A 24,133-nucleotide genomic window follows, 5' to 3' on the forward strand; every position below is an offset into this window, starting at 1 on the left:
ACCAGTACGAGCAGTTTGGAGCTGGTGGTCACTATCCCATGAGGGAACAACCATCCGATAAAAATGCTTTGGGAAGAAATCAACAATGAGTGCCAAACGCGAACACTGGGGCTCCCGCCTCGGTTTCATCATGGCGACAGCGGGATCAGCTGTCGGCCTTGGAAATATCTGGAAGTTCCCTTATATGGCTGGCGACAACGGGGGAGCGGCCTTCATCATCATCTATCTGGCTCTGGTCTTTACCATTGGCCTGTCTGTTCTTCTGGCCGAAATCATGATCGGTCGGGCGAGCCAGTCTGATGCCGTGAACGCCTTCAAGAAGCTGGGGCCGGGTTTCTTTTCTATCGTCGGTTATATGGGCATCGCCGCCGCTTTCATGATCCTGTCTTTCTATTGCGTTGTCGCAGGCTGGACCATTGATTATGTCATCAAGTTTGCCAGCGGTGCCTTCTCTGGCATGGATGCAGACGCATTGGGGCAGGCCTTTGGCGGTTTTATCTCTGACCCGGTGCAGCCAATCATCTATCAGGCTATCTTTGTTGCCCTGACGGTGATGGTCGTGCTTGGCGGCGTTGCCAATGGCATCGAACGGGCAGGCAAGATCTTGATGCCGATCCTGTTCCTCATCCTGATTGCCTTGGTCATCCGTTCGGTCACGCTGCCGGGCGCAGGAAAAGGGCTGGCCTTTTTCCTTGCTCCTGATTTTTCCAAGATCACCGGCGAAACCATCATGGCGGCGCTCGGGCAGGCCTTTTTCTCCCTGTCACTGGGCATGGGCGCCATCCTGACCTACGGCTCCTATCTGGATAGGGAAGCCAATCTGGGCAAATCCGCCTGGCAGGTGACGTTCCTTGACACATCTGTTGCCATTCTGGCCGGTCTTGCCATTTTGCCTGCCGTCTTTGCTTTTGGCATGGACCCGGGCGCAGGGCCAGGCCTGACCTTTGTCACGCTGCCTGCCGTCTTCATGTCGATGCCCGGTGGCATCTTTTTTGGCACGCTCTTCTTCCTGCTGCTGACGATTGCGGCGCTGACCAGCTCCATTTCGCTGCTAGAGCCGCTCGTCGCCTTCTTCTCGTCCAAAGGCTACACCCGCAAGCAGATCACGGTTACCTCTGGTTTCCTGTCCTTCCTTCTGGGCATTCCCTGCTCTCTGGCGATGGGTATCTGGGGAGATTTTACCATCTTCGGGAAGAATTTCTTCGATCTGATGGACTTCCTGACCTCGAACCTCATTCTGCCAATCGGCGGCTTCCTGATTGCCATCTTTGTTGGCTGGGTCGTTACCCCGCGTGCTCTCAAGGAAGTGTGTGGTGATGATGCGCCTGGCCTGTTGGCCAAGACTTGGATCTTCATTCTGCGCTTCATCGCGCCTGTTGCGATTCTGCTGATTCTGCTGTCTGGTCTCGGGCTTCTGGATGATTTGCAAGCCGCTCTGGGGCTATGATCTTATGAAGGCGGGCTTAATTGATAAGTCCGCCTTTTTTTGCTGCTGGCCTCTGTCTCCCAAATTTGCGTTTGAGTCTGTGACTATACATGAATAGGCGCGATCTTGAGGCATATTGACAAAATGTCTTCGCAAAACTGTCACATGGTCGAGATATGAAAATGCTCGCGCCTCTATAGGGAGGCGGTCTGGACCGGAGTTTCATGCATGTCCTCTCGCAGACATGTCGCGCGTGACATAACCTATGCCTATTCTGCGGAAACCAGACGGGGCCGCGCCATTATCAAGCTGCTGGAAAACACAACCGGACGCTTGCAGCTGATCAAACGTGCCGATGGCTATGAGCGTGAAGTCGCTGCTGGTCGGGATTTCTGGGAAGTGATGGTCGAGCGCTACGGGCTTTCGCTGGATGTGATCGGCGGACACCTGAGCAACATTCCGCGCAGCGGTCCACTTATTCTCATTGCCAATCATCCCTATGGCATTCTGGATGGACTGATGATGGGGCATATCCTGTCTGAATTGCGCGGTGATTTCCGCATTCTGGCCCATAAGGTCTTCCGCAAGGCCGATGACATCAACCGCATCATTCTGCCCATTTCCTTTGAAGAGACCAAGGATGCCGTGCGGCAGAATATAGAGACCCGCAAAACCGCATTGCACTATCTCGGTGATGGCGGTGCTATTGGTATTTTTCCCGGCGGCACGGTGAGCACGGCCGCCAAGCCGTTCTCCCGTCCCATGGACCCCAACTGGCGCGGCTTTACCGCCCGCATGATCGGCAAGTCCGACGCCACTGTGGTGCCGATCTTCTTTGATGGGCACACATCGCGCCTGTTCCAGATCGCCAGCCACATGCATTACACCTTGCGCATGGGGCTGTTGCTCAAGGAATTCAGGAAAAGGGTCGACACACCGGTCAAGGTTGTGGTTGGCGAACCGATCGGGCGCGACGTGCTTGATCCCCTGTCCAAGGACAGTAAGGCACTGATGCGCTATTTGCGCGAAGCCACCTATTCTCTTTCCCCCAACCCGCTGGAAGCCTGCGAGGTGGGGTTCGAATTCGAAGAAAAATACAGGCTCCACGCCTGAATACAGACTTTTGCGGCTCTCTGAGGTAAGCCAAGAGCGCTCATGCAGGTCTCAGGTGCAGCTCATCGCGCCGTATAGACAAGCGGGAATTGTCGGGCACTGGTCTCAACGCCATCGCATGTTGGCTTCTCGCGATATTCCAACAGGAAGAATTCCAGAGCCTCCCCTTCCACCGAACGCAGCTGATAGGCTTCAAAGCTGCCGCAGCTGCCATCTCCATCATAATATTCCGAGGTGACAGTACCGTTTGCGACATTCATCTGCGGATTGCGGATCTCGTGGTTTTCTTTTCGAGAGCCTATGCCGGGAAGAGCAGGGAAGGGCAGTACGGTGGCATAATCCGCATTGTCATTCATGCTGACCACATAGGTAGAGCTTCCCGCATGAGCATAGAGGTTGCAGGGCACTTCCCACAGGGTGACGGCATCGCTGATGGCATAATGGGCGCCAAAGCCGGCTGTCTGCTCCATGTCACATTCCGGTGCGTCTCGACGGATGGCATTGCGCACGCCGCGGGGCACAGCATCGAGTCGGTCAAAGGACACCGCGTCTCCCAGAGGCACCGGATCACCGAAGGGCGGATCGACCTGAATGGTGCTGTTGCTTGCGGTCTGGTTGGGCTGGGGGTGCTGGCTTGCCTGACTTTGCTCTGGCTGTTGCGGACAGAAAATGCCTCCCTTGACGGAGATGACGAAGGGATAATGCTTGTTGCGCGTAATGGTCAGCTTGGCGCGGTCCACAACGATTGAGTCGCCAGATACATGCTGATCCAGAACCTCCACAAGTGTTGTATAGGTGCCCTTGGAGGTGCGATAGAGCCGCAAGGGCTCCAACGTCTGCCCACCACTTGTGCCTTTATCCTGCCGTTGGAACTCATAGACCGTCTTGCCCACTTTCATCCATGCTGGCAACTCTTCCCCATCATTGAAAGGCGCATAGAAAACATAGGCATATTTGTCGGTCTTAGGATTTTTGTTGGCCTGCCAGAATGCCAGATGGCACCCGTTATAGCTTTCTATGACATTCTGCCCGAACAGCCGCAAATCAATATCGGAGTCTGCATCCGCCGCTTGAGCGTTCCCGCCGGACAGCGCGAGCAGAACTGCAACACATAGACCGAGCCAATGTCTTTTATGAGTGTTCTGTAAGGATTGGATCAAGGAAACGGACTGTCGCAAGGCCATGGTGTTCTCCGGCGAAGAATAAAGAAAAGTATATGGTCGCGATGCTAGGTGAAAAGCCCAATGGGGTCCAGCAGCCTTTTGGGATCATCCGGTGGGTAGACCGTAGGGGGAGACATAAGAAAAGGCCGGAGAAATTTCTTCCGGCCTCCACATGCTTTGTCTGCTTTGATGGGCAAAGATCAAACGGCGGTGCGCCACTGCCTGCCCAGATTGGCAGCATTGCGGGCGCGACGTCCGATTTCATGCCAGTCTTTGGCGCGCACCAGATCAACAGGGGCGATCCAGCTACCACCGATGGCAAAGACATTGTCTTCGATGAGATAGTCATCGGCTGTATCGGGGGTGATGCCGCCTGTCGGGCAGAAGGAAACATCGCTCACAGGGCCGGAGATTGCACGCAACATGGGAACGCCGCCAACGATGTTGGCCGGAAACAGCTTTTGCTCCATGAAACCGGCATCTCTGAGAATCATGATCTCGGAGAGGGTAGAGGCACCGGGCAAAAAGGGCCAATCATTGAGCTTGAGGGCCTGCAAAAGCCGCTCGGATACGCCCGGCGAAACGCCGAACCAACCACCAGCCGATTGGGCCGCGTTGAGTTGCATTTCCGTAAGAATGGATCCGACGCCAATCACGGCGCCTTCCACCTGATTGGCGATAATTTCGATGGCTCTGAGTGCTTCATGGCTGCGTAGAGTTACTTCCAGCACAGGCAGGCCGTTATCGACAAGGCATTGCGCCAGAGGCTGGGCATCATCGGCATTCTCGATCACAAGAACCGGAATAACCTTTGTTCCCGAAAGAAGCGGGGAGACTTTTGGATGCATGGTATATCCCTTATGGTTTTCGTTAGAAGGATTTACAATCGAAGCATCATGACAGATGAACTTGATGTTAGATCATCTTCTACCTGCGTAGAAAGATCGAAGTCTGTTCCTTTGTTTGGCTCTATCTTTGCGGTTTTTGCTGTGTGCGTTTCCTCATTATTTGAATTTATATCACAATTGAAGCAACTCTGCTGCATTTCCAGAAAATGGCGTTAATGATTTATCGCATCTTTTTGTTCCGGATATGCAAAAGTCCGGCGGATATCAATCCGTCGGACTATTTGATTTTGTTGTCGTGATGCTATCAACGCCAAGTCTTATTTCTGTGGCAGGAACCAGTTTGCTGCATTCTGGTAGCAAACATCGCGCACAAGCTTGTCGAGCATTTCGGTATCATTTGGCACATGGCCATTTTCTACCCAGCGACCGACCATCTGGCAAACCAGACGGCGGAAATATTCATGGCGTGGGAAGGACAGGAAGGACCGGCTATCCGTCAGCATGCCGATGAAGTGGGAGAAGAGGCCCATCTGCGAAAGCTGAGTCATCTGGCGTTCCATGCCGTCGAGCTGATCGTTGAACCACCAGCCTGAGCCAGCCTGTACCTTGCCTGCAATTTCGCCATCCTGGAAGTTGCCCGCCGTGGAGACGATGACTTCGTTGAAGGAGGGATTGAGGTGGTAGAGAACTGTTTTCGGCAGGTGACCATCGCGATCCATTTCACCCATCAGGCCGTTCAGTTCGATAGCGATCGGACGGTCATTGATGGAATCGCCGCCCACATCCGGGCCAAGTGATTTATAGAGGCGATGGTTGCAGTTGCGCACTGCGCCGATATGCAGCTGCATGACCAGATCGCGTTCGTAATAAGCCTTGGACAGGTCAACGAACATGTTGGTCTGGAACTGGGCGATTTCCAGCTCGCTCAGCGCTTCGCCGGAAAGGCGTTTGGCGATGATTGCATCAAGGCTGGCTTCGTCTACCGGTTTGGCATAGCGCAGAACATCGATGCCGTGGTCGGTTGCCTTGCAGCCATGGGCCACAAAGTGATCAAGGCGTTCGATCAGTGCTTTCATCAAAGGCGCATAGCTGTCGACAGAATAGCCAACGACCTTTGCCAGATCGGCAATGAAACCGTCAAAGCCCGGCAGATCGATCTTGTAGGCTGCGTCCGGACGGAAGCTTGGGGCAACAACCATGTCGCTCAGGCTTGCATCTTCTGCCATCTGTTTGTGGAAGGCCAGATCATCGCAAGGGGCGTCGGTGGTGCCAACAAACTCAACCTTGAACTGGCGCAGAAGACCGCGTGCCGAGTGGCTGTCTTCAGCCAGCATGCCGTTTGCCTTTTCCCAGATCATGTCAGCGGTTTCTGGCGAAAGCAGTTCATCGATGCCGAAATAGCGCTGCAGTTCCAGATGGGTCCAGTGATAGAGAGGGTTGCCGAAGCATTTCGGCACAACGCTCGCGAAGGCGTCGAATTTTTCGCGGAATGTTGCAGCTCCAGAGCATTTTTCTTCCGGAATGCCCGCCCAGCGCATGGCGCGCCATTTGTAGTGGTCCCCAGCCAGCCAGACTTCGCCGATGGTGTCCCATTTCTTGTCATTCGCGATTTGCTCAGGAATGAGATGGTTATGATAGTCAACAATCGGCAGACCAACTGCAACGTCATGATAAAGGTGACGCGCTGCTGCGGTGTCCAGCAGGAAATCAGGGCCTAGAAATGTTTGCATGGTGTTTTCTCCTGTCATGAGCGACGGACTGCATGAAAATGAAGCCCTCAGATCGGTGACCTGAAGGCTTCGTGAAATGCGCAGCTCTTGATGGTCTTAAGAGAGCGCGGCAGCCACAGTCGCCTTCGCTCCCGTCTGGACTAAAGTCGCATAAGTTGCTTTGATTCTCGTCACAAAATTGGAATCTTGCGACAGTTTTGCAGGGAAAATCGCATCCATTTCCAGAACGCCGTTAATGTAAGCTTCCCAGTTTGGCAACTGCAGGGCCTTTTGCGCGATCTGATCTGCGAGCGGATCATTGATCGGTGTTGGCTGGCCATTTTCATCTTCACCGGTCATGAAGCGGAGCCATCCGGCAACGCCCAGAGCGAGCAAAGACCAGTCAGAGCCGTTGTCCATATGCCATGCAATGGAAGCAAGCATGCGCTGGGGCAGTTTCTGGCTACCGTCAGAGGCAATCTGCGCGGTCTTGTGTTTGAGCTGGCTGTTGGAGAAGCGCTTGATCAGCGCATCCGCATAGGCATCCAGATCCACATCACCGGGCACAGACAGGGTTGGCTGCTGTTCCTTGACCATCAGCGTGTGGGCAGCCTTCTTGTAATTCTCGTCACCCATGCAGGCGTCGATGGTCTCGTAGCCACCCAGATAGCCGAGATAGGCGAGGAAGGAATGAGCGCCGTTCAGGGTACGCAGCTTCATTTCCTCGAAAGGCTCGACGTCTGGTACAAACTGTGCGCCGACTTCTTCCCAAGCCGGACGACCCTTGACGAAATTGTCTTCGATAACCCACTGACGGAACGGCTCACAAACGATCCCATTCGGATCTTCCATGCCACCAAGGGTTTCCTTGATCAGCGCACGGCTTTCGTCGGTGAGAGCCGGAACGATGCGGTCCACCATGGAGCAAGGGAAGGTCACATTCGCCTTGATCCATTTGGCAAGTTCGGCATCCAGCTTTTCCACGAAGCTCGTTACCGCCAGCTGGCACAGCTTGCCGTTGGAGGGCAGGTTATCGAGGCTAAGAATGGTGAAGCCGTCAAGACCGGCGTCGCGACGACGACGCAGCGCTTCTACCAGTGCTCCGATGGCCGACTTCGGCGTATGCGGATTTTCAAGGTCATGCTTGATGGCCGGGTTGCTCTCATCCAGCTTGCCGCCTGCCAGACAATAGCCCTTTTCGGTGACCGTCATGGAAACGATGGCAACATCCGGTTCAAGGAAGGGCGCGAAGAAAGCATCCATGCCGCCGCGTTCTGGATGCGCGGTTTTGACGATGGAGCCGATGATGCGCAGGTTGGAACCGGCATCGCCATGTTCCAGAACACTGTACAGATGGTCATTCTCTTCCAGCTGGGCAAAACGGTCCGCCCCGAACAGGATGTCGCTGACCACCACGCCCCAGTCACTGGCCGGATGCTTCAGCAGGAAGTCCTGATGGTAGCTCATCCAGTGTGCGCGGGCGAAGGCGCCAAAGCCCAGATGGATAAGGCGCGGACGCAGACCCTTGCGGTCATAATCGGGCAATTGCGGGTTGCCCGGCGCGTTGAGCAAATCGGAAATGGTCATGAAAAATCTCCAGATCAGAATGGCAGCAGAGTGCCGGTTTTATAAGGGGCGCCTGAGACAGACAGCAGGCGGGAATCGCGGGTGGCAACGCTGACCTTGCAGCCTTCAAGGGCCGGATCGAACTGGCCGTCATGCTGCCAGTCAAGGTCGAGGGTTGTTGCCGTTTGAGTGACCTTGAAGGTCGTCAGGCGGTGGTTGCCCGAAAGCGCATCGACATTGTCCACGTCATCTTCATAAGCCTGAGCCTCGAATGTGCAGCTGGCTTCTCCATGCAGCGGATAGATGACGATCTGACGCAACTGCCCTTCAACAGAGCCAGAGCGTTTAACGCCTGGAGACAGGGTCAGCACGGTGCCAGCTTTGACGAACAGGGGAATGGACCCAAGAGCAACCGGAACGGTGACTTCCTGACCACCGTGGTAATACTCCCCGGACCAGAAGTCATAATAGCCGACCCCGTTATCCGGCAGATAGAGTGTGCGGGTCTTGGCGCCTTCTTCCACCACGTTGGCCACCAGCATGTCACGGCCGAGGAAGAAATCATCGGTCGGCGCATAGCAGCGCTCGTCATGCTCATGATCAAGGAAGGTCGGACGGATCATCGGTTCATCATCCACCACGGCTTTGTAAAGCAGCGTGTAGAGATAAGGCAGCAGGGTATAACGCAGATTGATCGCGTTACGGATATGGGCTGTTACCTCAGGATACATCCATGGCTCGTTGACAGTCTGGTCATCGTTCCAGCTGTGAATGGTGAAACGAGGATGGAAGATGCCGTTCTGGACCCAACGCACGAACAGTTCCGGATCTGGACGATCACCCGAGAAGCCGCCAACGTCATGGCCGACATTGTAAAGGCCCGAGAGACTCATGCCTAGGCCCATGCGGATGTTGTATTTGAGGCTGTTCCAGTTGGTGCGGTTGTCACCAGACCAGGTCTGCGCATAGCGCTGGATACCCGGGCAGCCGGAACGTGAAATGAGATAGGCGCGCTTTTCAGGAGCAAACGCAACCTGAGCATCGTTGGATGCGCGGGTCATGAGAAGAGGCTGAACCGGGCGGATCAAATTGATGTCGATTGGATCGCCAAAACCATCACACTGGGCCTGACGGTCCCAGATCTCATATTCGTTATTGTCGTTCCAGGTGGAATTGATGCCATAGTCCAGAAGAGCGGTTTTGACATTGTCACGCCACCATGTCTGGGTTTCCGGATTGGTAAAGTCCAGATGGCTGCCTTCGTCATCCCAGAAGACAGAGCGTTCGGCAGAGCCGGTGTCACTATCCTTGATGAAAAGACCCAGATTGTCCACCTCACCATAACGTGGATGATCCTGCAGCAGGCAAGGCTTGATGTTGGCAATCAATTCAAGGCCCGCATCGGCAAAGACCTTGGCCATGCCTTTGGCATCAGGCACCTTGTCCGTGTTCCAGTTGAACACATAGCGCTTGGGGCCAATAGAGGTGTAACCGGAAGAAAGCTGGAAGCTGTCGCACGGAATGTCATGTTCCTTGATCAGACGCACAAAGCCATGCAGCTGTTCCTGCGCATTGGGAGCATCCGTATAGGACATGGTCGAGCCCGAATAGCCCAGAGACCAGCGCGGTAGGAAGGCGGTGCCGCCTGTCAGCTGCGTGTGGGTCTTGGTCAGCTCAAGAACAGAATCGCCAAGGGCGAAATAGTAATCAAGGTCGCCATCTTCGGCGCGATAGGAGCGGAACGGCTGATGATAGTTGTCCAGCTCGTTGCCCAGATCAAACCAGCAAGGCGCCAGATTGTCATAGAAGAGCGAATAGGACAGGCCACTTTCAAGGCGGGTGATCGTGAAAGGCACATGCTTGTAAAGCGGGTCGGTGGAGCTTGCATTATAGCCCATCGCATCCAGATTGCGCATTTCAAAGCGACGGCCGGAGCGTTCCAGCTCACCGGTTTTCTCACCAAGGCCGTAGAAGCGGTCCGTCTTGGCACGGCGCAGGAAGTGGCTGTGTGCATGATCCTTGCGGCCCAGCATATAGGCACCGGTCGGGCGGTCTTCCGCAATCTGTTGCCATTCATCGCTGGCGCTGCTGCGGCCGAACCAGACAAGGCCCAGCGGCTGGCGAACCACCACCTTCAGGCAGCCCGTTGCAAGGGTCACGGTGTCGTCTGCGGTTTCGCAAGTGAAGGCAGGGCATGAGAATCCGTCGAGCGAGGCGCGATTGCGGCCTTCGAGGGGAGCGTCCCCCTTGGGGGCGACGGTCCAGCTGCGGTCAAGACGATAGCTGCCATCCTTGAGCAGTTGCACACGGGCCATGCGCTCCTCAAGAATATCGATCTGCAGGCTGTGCCGTCCTTCGACTTCGAGCACGATGCCCGTGGAGGTCTGGCTTTGTAGCGTCCATTTCTTCAGCTGATACATGAAGGTCTCCCTGAGGTTCTCTGCCGATAGCGGCTTTTGACCGGATATTGGCTAAGAGCCGAATTTATAGGATTTGCAGCATCTCCGGTTTGCAGGAAATGCTGATTCATATCGGGGAGGCGGTAAGCGACCTTTCTTCAGGTCTGCCGAACTCTCACCCGCTGGTGTCTGACCTGGTGCGTCAGGTCGTGTCGTGCGATGGCGGCGCGCCTTGCAAGGGGCCGCCATCGCGTTTGTCAGGCTGTATGATTAGCCGCCATAGCCAAGGAAGAAGCGCGGCAGGATCAGGGACAGCTCAGGAATGTAGGTGACCGCCAGGAGAAGGCCGACCAGCACTGCATAGAATGGCAGCATTGGTTTCAGAACCTTGGAAATGGCGACCTTGCCGACCGAGCAACCGATGAACAGAGCGGAGCCAACCGGCGGCGTGCAGATGCCGATGCAGAGGTTGAAGGTCATCATGACACCGAAGTGAACCGGATCCATGCCCAGATCCTGAACTACTGGCAGGAAGATCGGGGTGAAGATCAGAAGGGCTGGCGTCATGTCCATGAAGGTACCGATGATCAGCAGGGCAAGGTTCATGACCAGCAGAATGACGATCGGGTTATCGGAAACCGCCAGCAGGGCATCGGAGATGTAGAAAGGAATATCCGAGAAGGCCATGGCCTTGGACATGCCGATCGAACAGCCAACCATCAGAAGAACGATGGAGGTGGTGACAGCCGATTCCAGAATGATCTTCGGTAGATCACGAACCGAGATTTCGCGATACCAGATCAGGGCGAGGAACAGGGTGTAGACCACGGCAACAGCAGAGGCTTCCGTTGCGGTAAAGATACCGCCGATGATACCGCCCATGATGATGATGATCAGACCCAACGGCAGGATGGCTGCCTTGGTTTTCTCGCACATCTCCTGTCGGGTGGGTTTTTCTGCCACGGCATAGCCGCGCTTCTTGGCAATGATGCCGGCCACGGTCATCAGACCCAGCCCCATCAGAATGCCCGGCAGATAGCCTGCAAGGAACAGGGCTGCAATGGACGTACCACCAGTGATCAGCGAATAGACGATGAAGGTGGTTGATGGCGGGATGAGCAGGCCGGTCGGGCAGGAGGCAATGTTGACAGCTGCCGAATAGGCCGGATCATAGCCTTCCTTCTTCTGCAGTGGCGACATTACGCCACCCACAGCAGCAGCTGAAGCAACAGCCGAGCCGGAAATTGCGCCGAACATCATGTTGGCCAGCACGTTGCAGTGGGCCAGCGAGCCGGGCAGGCGGCCGCCGAGGATCTTGGCGAATTCAATCAGGCGCATGGCGATACCGCCACGGTTCATGATGTTGCCCGCCAGAATGAAGAAGGGGATCGCCAGCAGGGTGAAGCTATCAAGGCCGGAGGCCATTTGCTGGGCGACGATGAAAATCGATTGGTCGAACGACATGTCGATCACCATGAAGGTGAACATGGTCGCGATACCGATTGCGAAGGAAATAGGAACGCTGAATGCCATCAGGACGATGAAGATCGAAAACAGCGTGATAGTTGCTTGCCATTCCATGGTTGGTTACTCTCTCTTCGATCCGTTTAGTCTTGTTTGGCAGGGGTTGGCTCGGAGCTCTCGTTGCTCTCTTCCCCGCTTTCAGGTGAAAACAGTTCAACGATCAACGCCGCGCAGTAAAACAGCATCATGGCACCGGAGAATGGGATTGCACCGTAGACATAGCCCATCGGCAGGCGAAGAGCCGGGGTCATCTGGCCGGATTCAAGAGTCTTGAACATCAGTTCAAGGCCGCCATAGACCATCACCACGCCAGCAAAGGCGGCGACAATCAACAAAACGGCAACACGGATATAGCGAACGGCAGGGCCATCAATAATCAGTGTGACGATATCAATTGCCAGATGGCGCTTCAGGCCGAGTGTGTAAGCGGCGCCCACAAAAGCGACCCACATAAAGAGGAAGCGTGCGATTTCGTCGGTGGTGGTGCTTGGCGTTCCAAGGATAAAACGCGAGACGACCTGCCAGACAACGCAGACGACAAGGATGGTAAAGACCAGGACGGTCAGGGTTCCAAGAACCGCATTTACCAGGCGAACAGCTTGTTTCATGGCTGCACTCCAATAGCTGTTTGTTCTCAGCTCGAACCAATCGAGCGCGAAATGACTGCCCCTTGGAAGAGAATTGGTCGGCCAATTTATCAACAGCCGGTTCCCAGGTTGACAGCAAGTGGTTCAACCAGAAATTGGAGAACAACTTTTCTCCAGTCGGCTTTGCCACTCGAAATCGAGGGATGCAGATCAGCAGCAAATCGGCCTGCATTCGTAAAGCTCAGAAGAAAGTTGCTATAAATCAGTGATATAGCTGGTTTCTAAAAGCGTTTCCTACAAAATGTCCGCAGACTTGGTGTGCCATTCGGCATCTCTGTTGGCTATACACATCGCTCAAAAAACAAAATTGGTCAACCAAAATAAAAATTGATTGACAAAAATTTCAAAATGGAGAATTGTTTGGTCAACCAAAACGAAATATTGGTTAGACCGGTCGAGGCGTCTGTGGTCAGCAACTTGAACTGATTGCAAATGTGCTTGGTTGGATGAATGGCTCCCCGCTTTCCTTGGCAGGGGGGCAAGGCAAACAAACCGACTGAGATTTCATTCGGGAGGGAAAAATGACTCGTAAGCTTTCCATTATTAGTGCTGTCGCTGGTGCAGCTTTCGCTCTGTCTGCAACTGCAGCAAGCGCTGTTACCCTGAAGATCAGCCACAATAACCCAGAAGATCATCCTCTTCACAAATCCATGTCCTTCTTTGCGGATCGCGTAAAAGAGCTGACCAATGGCGACGTCAAGGTTCGCATCTACGCAAACGCCCAGCTCGGCACGCAGCGTGAATCCATGGAGCTGGTGCAGAATGGCACGCTGGCGATGGCCAAGTCCAACGCTTCCGAGCTTGAAGCATTTGAAGAATCTTACAGCGCCCTGAACCTGCCATATCTCTTCACCTCCGAAGATCACTTCTTTAACGCACTTGGTGGTGAAATTGGTGACGACATCCTGATGTCTTCCAAAGACAAGGGTTTCATCGGTCTGACTTACTACTATGAAGGTGCTCGTTCCTTCTATGCCAACAAGGCCATCAATACACCGGCTGACCTGGATGGCATGAAAATCCGTGTGCAGCCATCACCATCCGCGATCCGTATGGTGGAGCTGCTTGGTGGTAACCCGACCCCGATTGCTTGGGGTGAACTCTATTCTGCGCTGAAACAGGGTGTTGTTGACGGCGCTGAAAACAACCCGACCGCAATGACCACTGCCCGTCATGGTGAAGTTTCCAAGGTCTTCTCCAAAGACGAACACACCATGATTCCTTCCGTGCTGGTGATGTCCACCAGGAAGTGGGACCGTCTGAGCGAAGACCAGCAGAAAGCGGTTCGTCAGGCTGCGCATGAATCCATGGACTTCCATCGCAAGCTTTGGGGTGAAATCGTTTCAAAGGAAATCGAGAAGGCCAAGGCCGATCTGGGTGTGGAATTTGTTGAAGTCGACAAAGAACCATTCATCCAGGCAGTTATGCCAATGCATGAAGAGCTGGCTGCCAAATCCGAACGTCTGGCAGACCTGATCGAACGCATCAAGGCTGTAAAATAAGAACTGGCTTTGAAGTCAGTCTTCCGATCCGGCAAAAGGGCCTGCTCCTTGCCGATCCAAACTCTCGAACATGGCGGACATCTAACCGCCATGTTTTTCCCGACCCTGCCCGGCACCTCAAGAATAGGCAGGCCATCTCAATAACAGGAAGTTCCCAATGGTTCTCGAGCGATCTGAATTGGCGGAAAATGCCCTCCAGTGCCTTCATGATGAAGCCTATGATGCCCCATACAATTGGCAGAATCTTAATCATGAAACCCTGATTTTTACCGGCGGCCGCGACGGTGAAAGTCTCGATGGAGCCTGGAACTTCTGTGTCGATCTTCTGGATACCGGTCTTCGCCAAAAGTGGTTCGAAATGGCCCAGATGGATCCTGAAGAGCGTATCGAGCCCTATGATTACGATCCCTATATGGGCGAGCAGGTGGTGGTGCCTTCCAACTGGCAGATGCTGAAAGAGAAATGGTATTTCTTTGAAGGCAGCGCCTGGTATAGCCGCTCCTTCAATGCCGCATCCCTTGGTGCGGATGAACGCAAATTTCTGCGCATTGGCGCAGCGCAGTATGACTGCAAGATATTCCTCAACGGCGAGTTTTTGGGTAACCACTATGGCGGCTCTACCCCTTTCTGCGTCGAGCTGACCGAAAAGCTCCGCGAGGGAGAAAACTGGCTGATGCTGTGTGTCAACAACACCCGCACGCTGGATCGTGTGCCGATGCGCAACACGGACTGGTTCAACTATGGCGGTGTCTATCGTGAGGTCGAACTCTACACCACGCCAAAAACCTTCATTCGTGACCTCTTTGTCAGTCTTGTACCTGACGGGACCTATAGCCGCATTGCCGTTGAGGCCGTGCTCGATGGTCCTGATGCCAAGGGTGCACAGATCGAAATTCAGCTCCCAGATCTCGGTATCAATACAGTCATCGCATCCTCCCAAGATGGCCTGGCAAAAGCCGAGATCGAAGCCAGCCCGGAACTATGGTCCCCCTCCACCCCGCGCCTTTATGACGTTATCGCTCGCCTCGGCGAGGATGAAGTGCGCGACCGGGTTGGCTTTCGCCAGATTGAACAGGTCGGAGCCGGCCTGCTGCTGAACGGAAAGCCGCTCTTCCTGCGCGGCATTTCGGTGCATGAAGATGACAAGGTCAAGGGCAAGGTAACAAGCAAGGAAGATCTGGAGCGCCGCTTCGCGCACGCTAAGGATCTCAACTGCAATTTCCTGCGCCTGGCCCACTATCCGCACCATGAAATGGCTGCCAAAATGGCCGATGAACTGGGCTTTCTTCTTTGGGAAGAAATTCCGGTCTATTGGGCGATCGATTTCGAAAATCCAGCCACCTTCAAGGATGCGCAGAACCAGCTGATCGAACTCATCAAGCGCGACCGTAACCGTGCTAGTGTCATCATCTGGTCCGTTGGCAATGAAAATCCGGATACCGATGCCCGCCTCGATTTCATGCGCCGTTTGTCAGAAACAGCAAAGCAGGTTGACCCGACCCGGTTGACGTCTGCGGCCTGTTTGATCAACCACGCCAAGAAAAAGATCGAAGATCGTCTGTCGAATTACATCGACGTGATCGGGATCAATGAATATTACGGCTGGTATGAGGAAAACTTTGAAGATCTCGTTGAAATTGGCGTGAACTCTTCTCCTGACAAACCGGTTGTCATTTCGGAGACCGGAGCTGATGCCGATATCAGCGCGTCGGGTCCCAAAAAAGGACTCTTTAGCGAAGCCTATCAGACCGAGGTCTACGAAAAGCAGATCGCAACCCTGCGGGAACTCGATTACGTCAAGGGCATCTCGCCCTGGATTCTTTATGACTTCCGCGTGGAGCGCCGCCAGAATGTCTTCCAGCGCGGAGGCAACAAGAAGGGGCTGATCGACGCTGACAAGGCAACCAAGAAAGAGGCCTTCCACAAGCTTGCGGCTTTTTATGCCGAGAAGCGACTGGAAGGTGAACAATAACAACAAGAAGCCCGAACCGGGACCGGCAAGGCGCTGCATGAAGCGGGTGCCGCCGGTCAGGATCGGCAAGACGCAAGGCGCAGGCGCGGCACAATTTTCATGTGCCTCCTGTTGTGGCTAGCGAGGGCCAAAGATGATCACGGATACAGGTAAGAGACGCTATCAGGAAGTTGCCGAGGCGCTGAAAAAGGAAATGATTGATCAGTCTCTTTCCGTGGGGACGCGTTTGCGGACGGAAAGACAGATTGCCGAGGATTTCGATGTGTCGCGTTCGGTTGTCCGTGAAGCAATCATCATGCTGGAAATTGAGGGCCTCGTCTCGGTGCGAAAAGGGTCGGGCATCTATATTGAGCGCCTGCCCAATCAATCCGAAAAGAATGCCATCGCACGCTCGGATATCGGACCGTTTGAATTGTTGCAGGCACGTCAGCTGCTGGAAAGCAATATCGCCGCATTTGCCGCAACCATGGTAACCAAGAATGACATTCAGCGCATGCAGGAAGCGCTGGATATGGAAATTCAGGCCATCGATTCTGGCAAGGCCGATTATGACGGCGACGAGTGGTTCCACCGATTGATTGCGGAATCTACCCAGAATGGCGTCCTGATCGATATGGTCAATGACATGTGGCGCCTCAGAAAGGGCAACCAGATCTGGGATGGTCTGCATGCCCGCATTTTTGACGAGAGCTATCGCCAGCAATGGCTGGATGATCATCAACAGATCCTGACGGCCCTCAACCGCAAGGACCCGGGCAAGGCCCGCGACGCCATGTGGAACCATCTCGAGAATGTGCGCAATACGCTTCTGGTTCTCTCCGATGTTGAGGATCCGAAGTTCGATGGAGATCTGTTCAAGACGCCCAAGGTCGTCAAACTGAACAAATAACAGGTCGGCTGCGTCAAGTTGGTGTGACGAAGCCGACAATAAACCCTGCTCCCGATTGCAGATGACCCGCAGTTCGGAGCACCCAAACTGGAAATAAGAGGCAAAAAATGAAACAGACCTGGCGCTGGTACGGGCCTAATGATCCGGTCACCCTTGACGACATCCGTCAGGCTGGGGCTACCGGCATTGTCACCGCTCTGCATGAAGTTCCAAACGGCACCGTTTGGAGCCGCGAAGCGATTGCCGAACGCAAAAAGATCATCGAAGACAAAGGACTTGTCTGGTCTGTTGTTGAATCCATCCCGCTGCATGAAGACATCAAGCTTCAGCGCGGAGACTACAAGACCCTGATTGCAAACTGGGGTGAATCCCTGCGCAATCTGGCCTTGGAAGGGGTCAACAACATTTGCTACAACTTCATGCCTGTTCTGGACTGGACCCGGACCGATCTGGCTTGGGAATTGCCTACCGGTGCTCGTTGCCTGCGCTTTGACGCAGACCGCTTTGCAGCCTTCGATCTGTATATTCTCGAACGTGCAGAAGCACAGGGCGAATATACGGACGAGGAAAAAGCCTCTGCAAAAGCCTGCTTTGATGCGATGACAGAAGATGACAAGAATCTTCTGGTGCGCAACATGATCGCTGGCCTGCCCGGCTCTGAAGAAAGCTACACCATTGAGCAGTTCCGTGCCCAGCTCAACCTCTATAAAGAGATTGATGCGGACAAGCTGCGTGAGCATCTGGCCGAGTTCCTGAATACGGTTCTGCCGATTGCCGATGAAGTGGGCGCAGTGATGGCCATCCATCCTGACGATCCACCCCGTCCGCTGTTTGGCCTGCCGCGCATCGTTTCTACCGTAGAAGACATGCGTGCCCTGAGGGCCATCAACGAGAGCCCTGCCAATGGCTTTACCCTGTGCACTGGTTCCTACGGTGTGCGCGGTGACAATGACCTTACGGCAATGATCGACGAGTTCGCCGACTTCATTCACTTCTTCCATCTGCGTTCCACACAGCGTGATGGCAAGAGTTTCTATGAAGCCAACCATCTTGAAGGCGATGGCAATCTGGTCGAAGTCATCAAGCACTTCAAGAGCGTGGAAGACAAGGTGGGCAAATCGATCCCGTTCCGCCCTGACCACGGCCATCAGATTCTTGACGATCTGACCCGCCGTTCTAACCCCGGCTATCCGGCGATTGGGCGTTTGAGAGGCCTTGCCGAATTACGTGGTGCCATGGCTGCTCTGGGCGGTAATCTCGACTAAAAATCAAGGTGAGGCGCGCAGTCCCCGGTTAGCAAACCAGCCCGGAGACTGCGCGCCTTTTTCTTTGCCTGGTTTTCAGGCACATGCACATATGCTTGCTCTTTGTTTCCCCAAACTTTTTTTGAAGCACAGCGTCTGGATGCGTCCTTAAGACCTCTCTGCCAGCATGTGAATGGACGCTGAAGCGCTTGCTCTTTGGGCTAATTTTTACTATGCAGGCAAGGTCAGTTCCTAAGAAACAAAAGCTGATAAACTGTTCGCTTTCTCCATGATTCATGTAAAATTTCTTCATTTTACTTGCGGATGCGGGACCAAACGAATTAGCGTTTGACCAATAAATGGAATAAGCCTTTTGGGAACAACAGGGAGATATTGTCTATGATGAAAAATTCTATTGCAGCCCTCCTGCTGGCTGGAGTGTGCGCACTTCCGCTGGTTGCGACGTCTGCTTCTGCAGAGGTTGTCTATAACCGTGGTAACTCTGCTGATCCGGAAACCCTCGATCAGCATAAGACCCAAACGGTCTATGAATCCCACATCCTGCGCGATCTCTATGAAGGCCTTCTGGCCTACAGCGCAGACGGCAAATGCGTTGCCGGTGTGGCCAAATCCTGGGATGTCTCCGAAGACGGTCTGGTCTATACCTTCCATTTCCGTGATGATGCAAAATGGTCCAATGGCGATCCTGTGGTTGCTGGCGATTTCGTCTATTCCCTGCGCCGTATTGAAGATCCGGAAACGGCTGCTCAATATTCCACCATCATGTATCCGATCATGAACGCCGAAAAAGTCAACAAGGGCGAATTGCCCAAGGAAGAACTTGGCGTAAAAGCGATAGACGATGCCACTCTGGAAATCACTCTGAATGCGCCGACCCCGTATTTCCTGGGTCAGCTCTGCCATCAGTCCGCATTGCCGGTTCATCCTGCAAGCGTTGAAAAATATGGCGAGGACTTCTCCAAGCCGGGCAACATGGTTTCCAACGGTGCCTTCACGCTGGCCGAGTTCGTTCCGAACAGCCATGTGAAAGCTGTCAAGAACCCAATGTTCCATGACGCTGCAGACGTGAAAATCGATGCCGTCATGTATTACCCAACCGAAGATCGCGGGGCTGCTCTGCGCCGCTTCCAGGCTGGCGAACTGGATTCCAACAACGATGCTCCGGTCGAACAGGTCGACTTCATGCGTGAAAATCTGGGTGACCAGTTCCGCGTAGCCCCATATCTGGGCACCTACTATTACGCAGTGAACACCACCGAAGACAAGCTGGCCGACCCGAAAATCCGTCGCGCCCTGTCCATGGCGATTGATCGTGAATTCATCGCCGACGACATCTGGGGTGGCACCATGCTGCCGGGCTATTCGCTCGTTCCTCCCGGAATTGGCAACTATGGCGAACCTGCCTATGCCGACTTCAAGGATATGGACCAGTTCGACCGTGAAGACGCTGCAAAAGCCATTCTGGAAGAAGCCGGTTACAGCGAAGACAAGCCGCTTGAAGTGGAAATCCGCTACAATACGTCGGAAAACCACAAGAATACGGCTGTTGCCATTGCTGACATGTGGAAACAGATCGGTGTGAAAACCACGCTGCTCAACACCGATACCAAGACCCACTATGCGAACCTGCGTGAACATGCTCCGTTCGACTTTGCACGCGCTGGCTGGATCGGTGACTATTCTGACCCGCAGAACTTCCTGATGCTCGTAGAATCCGATTCCGGCTTCAACTATGCCCAGTGGAAGAATGCGGACTATGATGCACTGATGGACAAAGCTGCCATGACTGTGGATCTGGATAAACGCGCTGAAATTCTCTTCAACGCTGAAAAGATCTTCATGGAAAATCAGCCTTATTTGCCGCTGCTTTACTACAGCTCCCTCAGCCTTGTCTCCGACAAGCTGCATGGCTGGGAAGATAACCTCTTGAACGTCCATCCTTCTCGTTGGATGTCCAAGGACTAAGTCGGTTAAAACCACGAAGGGCTGCCTTTTGGCAGCCCTTTTGTGTACAATTGTGGCTTTGAAGTTCGCTTTTCGCGGACAGATTGCTAGAATTGTCAAGCAAGAAGCGATAAAGCTTCGATAAGAAAAATAAGAAGTGAACCTGGGACGCGCTTTCGCAAGTTATGCGACCGTCAGGATGTCTTCGATTTCAAAAACTTCATTGATGTCGACGAAAAGTCAGGTCCGGGTATCCGACGAAACTGTATCTGTGCCCGGTTTCGGGGAAGGGATGCAGAGAACTTCATTCAGAAGGACGCATTATGCTGCGATATGTGTTCAAGCGACTGCTAACCGCGATTCCGACATTGTTTATCATTGTCACGCTTTCCTTTTTCCTCATCCGTGTGGCCCCCGGCGGGCCGTTTGATCTGGAGCGTCCGCTCGATCCCAAGGTGATGGAAAATCTCAACAAGATCTACAATCTCGATAAGTCCCTGCTGGAGCAATATTTCATTTATATGAATAACGTGCTGCACGGCAATCTGGGCCCGAGCTTCTTCTTCCGTGATTTCACGGTTGCTGAAATGTTTGGCAACGGGCTGCCGATTTCGGTTGAAATTGGCGGATATGCGCTGCTGATGGCGATTATTGTAGGCGGAGCACTCGGTGTCTGGGCCGCTCTTAAACAGAACCAGTTGCCCGACTATTCTGTGATGACGGTTGCGACCATGGGCATCACCATTCCCAACTTTGTTGTTGCGCCAATCCTGACGCTGATCTTCGGGGTCATGCTGGGATGGCTGCCCGTTGGTGGCTGGAACAATGGGGCTTGGGAGAACAAGGTCCTGCCGATTATAACGCTCGGTCTACCGCAGGTTGCCGTCGTGGCGCGCCTGACGCGCGGTGCCATGATCGAAGCTCTGCGCTCGCACCATATCCGAACCGCCCGTGCCAACGGCCTACCCGGCTGGATGGTTGTTGTTGTCCATGCCCTGCGTGGCGCCTTGTTGCCGGTGGTTTCCTATGCCGGTCCTGCCGCTGCTGCTCTGCTGACCGGCTCGGTGGTGATTGAAACCGTCTTCGGTATTCCCGGCGTTGGCCGCTATTTCGTACAGGGCGCGCTCAACCGCGACTATCCTTTGGTCATGGGCACTGTGATTGTCATTGCGGTCTTCATCATGGTCTTCAACCTGATCGTCGACCTGCTTTATGCCTGGCTCGATCCACGCGTGCGCTACGATTGAGGGAACAATGAATAGCAAAACTCCAAAAACCAAAGCCGGACAGGCAGCCGAAAAGTTGGTTGAAGCGCAGGTGGGTCGTTCCCTCTGGGATGATGCATGGGCGCGCCTGAAAGCCAACCGCGCGGCAATGACGTCCTTTGTCGTGTTGTTTTTCATCGCCTTGGCCTGCTTCTTTGGCCCCTTCTTTACCGGCCACCAGTATGACACGGTCTACCGAAACTATGTGAAGGTGCCCGCCTCTCTGGCTGCCTATCCAAGGGATGACGAGATCGCGCCTGCCTTGGAAAAAGTACTCAAGCGCGCGCGGCTCACCGCAGAGAACATCAAGATCGCTGACAAGGAGGTGATCGTACAGGCCACCTCCAAGCGTGCCATCAATGAAAAGGCCGTCCGCTATTTCGATCGCTCGGACCTGTTCAAGAATGCTGCTTTTTCCGGTTTTTCCGATGATAAGAAGAGTGTGACCATTACGGCCAAGATTGACCGTATACATTTCTATTTCGGCACCGACGCCAACGGGCGTGACTTGCTGACTCGAACGCTGATCGCCGGACGGATCTCGCTGATCATCGGTTTGCTGGCTTCCGGCGTGGCTCTGCTCATCGGGGTGACCTATGGGTCGCTGTCGGGTTATTTCGGCGGCAGGGTCGACCTCATCATGATGCGTGTTGTCGATGTGCTCTATTCGCTGCCCTTCATTTTCTTTGTGATTCTGCTGGTGGTCTTCTTCGGGCGAAACTTCATATTGATGTTCATTGCCGTGGGTGCGGTGGAATGGCTTGATATGGCCCGTATCGTGCGTGGGCAGACCCTGTCGATCAAGCGGCAGGAATATGTGCTGGCCGCCGAGGCTATGGGCGTCGGGGCTGGGGGTATCCTGCGCCGGCATATCATTCCCAACACTTTGGGGCCTGTGGTCATCTTCGTAACTCTGCTTGTGCCCAAAGTTATTCTGCTTGAGAGCTTCCTGTCCTTCCTTGGCCTCGGCGTTCAGGAGCCCATGACTTCATGGGGCGTGCTGATTTCTGAAGGCGCGCGCAACTTGCAAGGGGCCAGCTGGATGTTGATCTTCCCATCCATCTTCCTCACTGCAACGCTGTTTGCGCTCAATTTCATTGGTGACGGCCTGCGCGATGCGCTGGACCCCAAAGATCGATAGGAGCACGGGACAATGACAGATACCAAAACACCTCTGCTCGATATCAATGATCTGCATGTGCATTTTGAAACCAACAGCGACAAGGATGTGCATGCTGTGCGCGGCATTCACATGCATATCGAAAAGGGCGAAACGGTCGCCGTTGTTGGAGAATCCGGCTCTGGCAAAAGTCAGGTCATGATGTCAGCCATGGGGCTTCTGGCCGACAATGGTTGGGTGGAAGGCTCGGTGAAATATAATGGCGCCGAAATTCTGGGGCTTTCCAAACGCAAGCTGAACAGCTATCGCGGCTCCAAGATGACCATGATCTTTCAGGAGCCCATGACCTCGCTTGATCCGCTCTATACCATCGGTCGGCAGATTTGCGAGCCTTTGCGGGTCCACCAGAAAATGGACAAGAAGCGGGCGATGGCGCGTGCGCTTGAGCTGTTGGAACTGGTGGGGATTCCCGAGCCTAAAAAGCGGCTCAAATCTTATCCTCATGAGATGTCCGGCGGCCAGCGTCAACGCGTCATGATTGCCATGGCGCTTGCCAATGATCCTGATCTGCTGATTGCAGATGAACCGACCACGGCGCTGGATGTGACCATTCAGGCCCAGATCCTGCAGCTGCTGGCTGATCTTCAGAAAAAATTGGGCATGGCCATCCTCTTCATCACTCATGACCTGAACATCGTGCGTCGCTTTGCTGACCGGGTTTATGTGATGAAGACTGGGGAAGTGGTGGAAGAAGGCAACACGGCGGAAATCTTCGACAATCCCAGCCACGATTATACCAGAATGCTGCTCTCGGCCGAACCGGAAGGCACCAAAGAAGCTCCTGACACTGGGGCGCCGGTTCTGCTCGAAGGCAAGGGCGTCAATGTGACCTTCAACATCACATCTGGCCTGTTTGGTTCACAAACCCATACCCTGCGCGCTGTCAACAATGTCGATATTCGTCTGCATCAAGGGCAGACTATTGGTATCGTCGGGGAATCTGGCTCGGGGAAATCCACCCTCGGGAGGGCGCTCTTGCGGCTGACAGATATCAGCGGCGAGGTTTTGCTTGATGGGGTCGATATGAGCGAGATTGCAGGGGACGCCATGCGCGAGCAGCGCAAGCGCCTGCAGTTGGTCTTTCAGGATCCCTTTGGCTCTCTGTCTCCGCGTATGATGGTTGGACAGATCATCACCGAGGGCCTTCTGGTGCATCATCCTGAATTGTCGGCCAAGGAGCGTGACTTGCGAGCGATTGAAGCTCTGGAAGAGGTGCAGCTTGATCCGTCCATGCGCAACCGCTATCCGCACGAGTTCTCAGGTGGTCAGCGTCAGCGCATTGCGATCGCACGGGCCATGGTACTCAAACCAAGGATTGTGGTGCTTGATGAGCCGACATCCGCACTGGACCGGTCGGTGCAAAAGCAGATTGTCGATTTGCTGAGAGACCTTCAGGAGAAGAACAATCTTTCCTATCTCTTCATCTCGCACGATCTAACAGTTGTCAGAGCCATGTCTGATTATGTGATGGTCATGAAGCAGGGCGTGATCGTTGAAGAGGGGCTGACGGAGCAGATTTTTGATGCGCCAACAGAGCTCTATACCAAGCAGTTGATGGCAGCAGCTTTTGATTTGGAACCCATCTCTGCGTGACCAGTGATCCCTGCTATCAAATATTAGGCGCCGGCGACGGCGCCTTTTTTGTGCTCGACAGGCTTTGTTCCGGGTATAATGGCAAGGAAAGAAGCACCAGGACGCCCTGATTGCAGATTGTATAGCAG

At 54.1% G+C, this 24,133-nt stretch carries 17 protein-coding genes; 10 read left to right on the forward strand and 7 right to left on the reverse strand.

Going from position 1 to position 24,133, the window contains the following annotated elements; all coding sequences use genetic code 11:
- Nucleotides 1–85 precede the first annotated feature (85 nt).
- On the forward strand, nucleotides 86–1,447 hold the full coding sequence (locus BM258_RS04050; RefSeq protein ID WP_090069214.1) for a sodium-dependent transporter: 1,362 nt from the start codon (nucleotides 86–88) through the stop codon (nucleotides 1,445–1,447).
- 207 nt (nucleotides 1,448–1,654) lie between these two features.
- A complete protein-coding gene (locus tag BM258_RS04055; RefSeq protein WP_090069216.1) occupies nucleotides 1,655–2,539 on the forward strand; it encodes a lysophospholipid acyltransferase family protein in 885 nt (294 codons plus the stop codon).
- Nucleotides 2,540–2,601: 62 nt separating this feature from the next.
- Here BM258_RS04055 and BM258_RS04060 read toward each other — a convergent pair whose 3' ends face one another.
- The 7 genes from BM258_RS04060 to BM258_RS04090 form a co-directional block, all read right to left on the reverse strand.
- Nucleotides 2,602–3,723, reverse strand: coding sequence for a hypothetical protein (locus BM258_RS04060; protein ID WP_090069219.1), 1,122 nt, complete (start codon nucleotides 3,721–3,723; stop codon nucleotides 2,602–2,604).
- 179 nt (nucleotides 3,724–3,902) lie between these two features.
- Nucleotides 3,903–4,550 carry a bifunctional 4-hydroxy-2-oxoglutarate aldolase/2-dehydro-3-deoxy-phosphogluconate aldolase gene (eda, locus tag BM258_RS04065; RefSeq protein ID WP_090069222.1) on the reverse strand — a complete coding sequence of 216 codons (648 nt, stop codon included), beginning with the start codon at nucleotides 4,548–4,550 and terminating at the stop codon, nucleotides 3,903–3,905.
- A 317-nt stretch (nucleotides 4,551–4,867) separates the two neighbouring features.
- Nucleotides 4,868–6,280 (reverse strand): glucuronate isomerase, encoded by a 1,413-nt coding sequence (gene uxaC, locus BM258_RS04070; protein WP_090070329.1) that lies wholly within the window; start codon nucleotides 6,278–6,280, stop codon nucleotides 4,868–4,870.
- A 96-nt stretch (nucleotides 6,281–6,376) separates the two neighbouring features.
- Entirely contained in the window at nucleotides 6,377–7,846 is a 1,470-nt protein-coding gene (locus BM258_RS04075) for a mannitol dehydrogenase family protein (protein ID WP_090069225.1), read from the reverse strand.
- Nucleotides 7,847–7,860: 14 nt separating this feature from the next.
- A complete protein-coding gene (locus tag BM258_RS04080) occupies nucleotides 7,861–10,245 on the reverse strand; it encodes a glycoside hydrolase family 31 protein (RefSeq protein ID WP_090069228.1) in 2,385 nt (794 codons plus the stop codon).
- A gap of 249 nt (nucleotides 10,246–10,494) precedes the next feature.
- Nucleotides 10,495–11,805, reverse strand: a complete 1,311-nt coding sequence (locus tag BM258_RS04085) for a TRAP transporter large permease (RefSeq protein ID WP_090069231.1) — start codon at nucleotides 11,803–11,805, stop codon at nucleotides 10,495–10,497.
- 26 nt (nucleotides 11,806–11,831) lie between these two features.
- On the reverse strand, nucleotides 11,832–12,356 hold the full coding sequence (locus tag BM258_RS04090; RefSeq protein WP_090069234.1) for a TRAP transporter small permease: 525 nt from the start codon (nucleotides 12,354–12,356) through the stop codon (nucleotides 11,832–11,834).
- A 560-nt stretch (nucleotides 12,357–12,916) separates the two neighbouring features.
- Between BM258_RS04090 and BM258_RS04100 the strand changes: the two genes are divergently transcribed.
- From BM258_RS04100 to BM258_RS04140, 8 genes are all read left to right on the forward strand, one after another.
- Entirely contained in the window at nucleotides 12,917–13,897 is a 981-nt protein-coding gene (locus tag BM258_RS04100; RefSeq protein ID WP_090069238.1) for a TRAP transporter substrate-binding protein, read from the forward strand.
- Between the two features lie 157 nt (nucleotides 13,898–14,054).
- On the forward strand, nucleotides 14,055–15,869 hold the full coding sequence (locus BM258_RS04105) for a glycoside hydrolase family 2 protein (RefSeq protein WP_090069241.1): 1,815 nt from the start codon (nucleotides 14,055–14,057) through the stop codon (nucleotides 15,867–15,869).
- 133 nt (nucleotides 15,870–16,002) lie between these two features.
- Nucleotides 16,003–16,758, forward strand: a complete 756-nt coding sequence (locus tag BM258_RS04110; protein ID WP_090069243.1) for an FCD domain-containing protein — start codon at nucleotides 16,003–16,005, stop codon at nucleotides 16,756–16,758.
- 107 nt (nucleotides 16,759–16,865) lie between these two features.
- Nucleotides 16,866–18,023, forward strand: a complete 1,158-nt coding sequence (gene uxuA, locus BM258_RS04115) for a mannonate dehydratase (protein ID WP_090069246.1) — start codon at nucleotides 16,866–16,868, stop codon at nucleotides 18,021–18,023.
- A gap of 381 nt (nucleotides 18,024–18,404) precedes the next feature.
- Nucleotides 18,405–19,988, forward strand: a complete 1,584-nt coding sequence (locus BM258_RS04125) for a peptide ABC transporter substrate-binding protein (RefSeq protein ID WP_407062701.1) — start codon at nucleotides 18,405–18,407, stop codon at nucleotides 19,986–19,988.
- Between the two features lie 302 nt (nucleotides 19,989–20,290).
- Nucleotides 20,291–21,214 carry an ABC transporter permease gene (locus BM258_RS04130; RefSeq protein WP_090069254.1) on the forward strand — a complete coding sequence of 308 codons (924 nt, stop codon included), beginning with the start codon at nucleotides 20,291–20,293 and terminating at the stop codon, nucleotides 21,212–21,214.
- A 7-nt stretch (nucleotides 21,215–21,221) separates the two neighbouring features.
- Nucleotides 21,222–22,373, forward strand: coding sequence for an ABC transporter permease (locus BM258_RS04135; RefSeq protein WP_090069256.1), 1,152 nt, complete (start codon nucleotides 21,222–21,224; stop codon nucleotides 22,371–22,373).
- 12 nt (nucleotides 22,374–22,385) lie between these two features.
- Nucleotides 22,386–24,005, forward strand: a complete 1,620-nt coding sequence (locus tag BM258_RS04140) for an ABC transporter ATP-binding protein (protein ID WP_090069259.1) — start codon at nucleotides 22,386–22,388, stop codon at nucleotides 24,003–24,005.
- The last annotated feature ends 128 nt before the right edge of the window (nucleotides 24,006–24,133 follow it).

Origin of the sequence: Cohaesibacter marisflavi (assembly GCF_900115225.1) — a bacterium.
Lineage (GTDB): Bacteria > Pseudomonadota > Alphaproteobacteria > Rhizobiales > Cohaesibacteraceae > Cohaesibacter > Cohaesibacter marisflavi.

What these genes read in the sequence shown, in the direction of transcription:
- BM258_RS04050 (WP_090069214.1), top strand. Translation starts at nt 86, where the DNA reads ATGAGTGCCAAACGCGAACACTGGGGCTCCCGCCTCGGTTTCATCATG.
- BM258_RS04055 (WP_090069216.1), top strand. Translation starts at nt 1,655, where the DNA reads ATGTCCTCTCGCAGACATGTCGCGCGTGACATAACCTATGCCTATTCT.
- BM258_RS04060 (WP_090069219.1), bottom strand. Translation starts at nt 3,723, where the DNA reads ATGGCCTTGCGACAGTCCGTTTCCTTGATCCAATCCTTACAGAACACT.
- eda (WP_090069222.1), bottom strand. Translation starts at nt 4,550, where the DNA reads ATGCATCCAAAAGTCTCCCCGCTTCTTTCGGGAACAAAGGTTATTCCG.
- uxaC (WP_090070329.1), bottom strand. Translation starts at nt 6,280, where the DNA reads ATGCAAACATTTCTAGGCCCTGATTTCCTGCTGGACACCGCAGCAGCG.
- BM258_RS04075 (WP_090069225.1), bottom strand. Translation starts at nt 7,846, where the DNA reads ATGACCATTTCCGATTTGCTCAACGCGCCGGGCAACCCGCAATTGCCC.
- BM258_RS04080 (WP_090069228.1), bottom strand. Translation starts at nt 10,245, where the DNA reads ATGTATCAGCTGAAGAAATGGACGCTACAAAGCCAGACCTCCACGGGC.
- BM258_RS04085 (WP_090069231.1), bottom strand. Translation starts at nt 11,805, where the DNA reads ATGGAATGGCAAGCAACTATCACGCTGTTTTCGATCTTCATCGTCCTG.
- BM258_RS04090 (WP_090069234.1), bottom strand. Translation starts at nt 12,356, where the DNA reads ATGAAACAAGCTGTTCGCCTGGTAAATGCGGTTCTTGGAACCCTGACC.
- BM258_RS04100 (WP_090069238.1), top strand. Translation starts at nt 12,917, where the DNA reads ATGACTCGTAAGCTTTCCATTATTAGTGCTGTCGCTGGTGCAGCTTTC.
- BM258_RS04105 (WP_090069241.1), top strand. Translation starts at nt 14,055, where the DNA reads ATGGTTCTCGAGCGATCTGAATTGGCGGAAAATGCCCTCCAGTGCCTT.
- BM258_RS04110 (WP_090069243.1), top strand. Translation starts at nt 16,003, where the DNA reads ATGATCACGGATACAGGTAAGAGACGCTATCAGGAAGTTGCCGAGGCG.
- uxuA (WP_090069246.1), top strand. Translation starts at nt 16,866, where the DNA reads ATGAAACAGACCTGGCGCTGGTACGGGCCTAATGATCCGGTCACCCTT.
- BM258_RS04125 (WP_407062701.1), top strand. Translation starts at nt 18,405, where the DNA reads ATGAAAAATTCTATTGCAGCCCTCCTGCTGGCTGGAGTGTGCGCACTT.
- BM258_RS04130 (WP_090069254.1), top strand. Translation starts at nt 20,291, where the DNA reads ATGCTGCGATATGTGTTCAAGCGACTGCTAACCGCGATTCCGACATTG.
- BM258_RS04135 (WP_090069256.1), top strand. Translation starts at nt 21,222, where the DNA reads ATGAATAGCAAAACTCCAAAAACCAAAGCCGGACAGGCAGCCGAAAAG.
- BM258_RS04140 (WP_090069259.1), top strand. Translation starts at nt 22,386, where the DNA reads ATGACAGATACCAAAACACCTCTGCTCGATATCAATGATCTGCATGTG.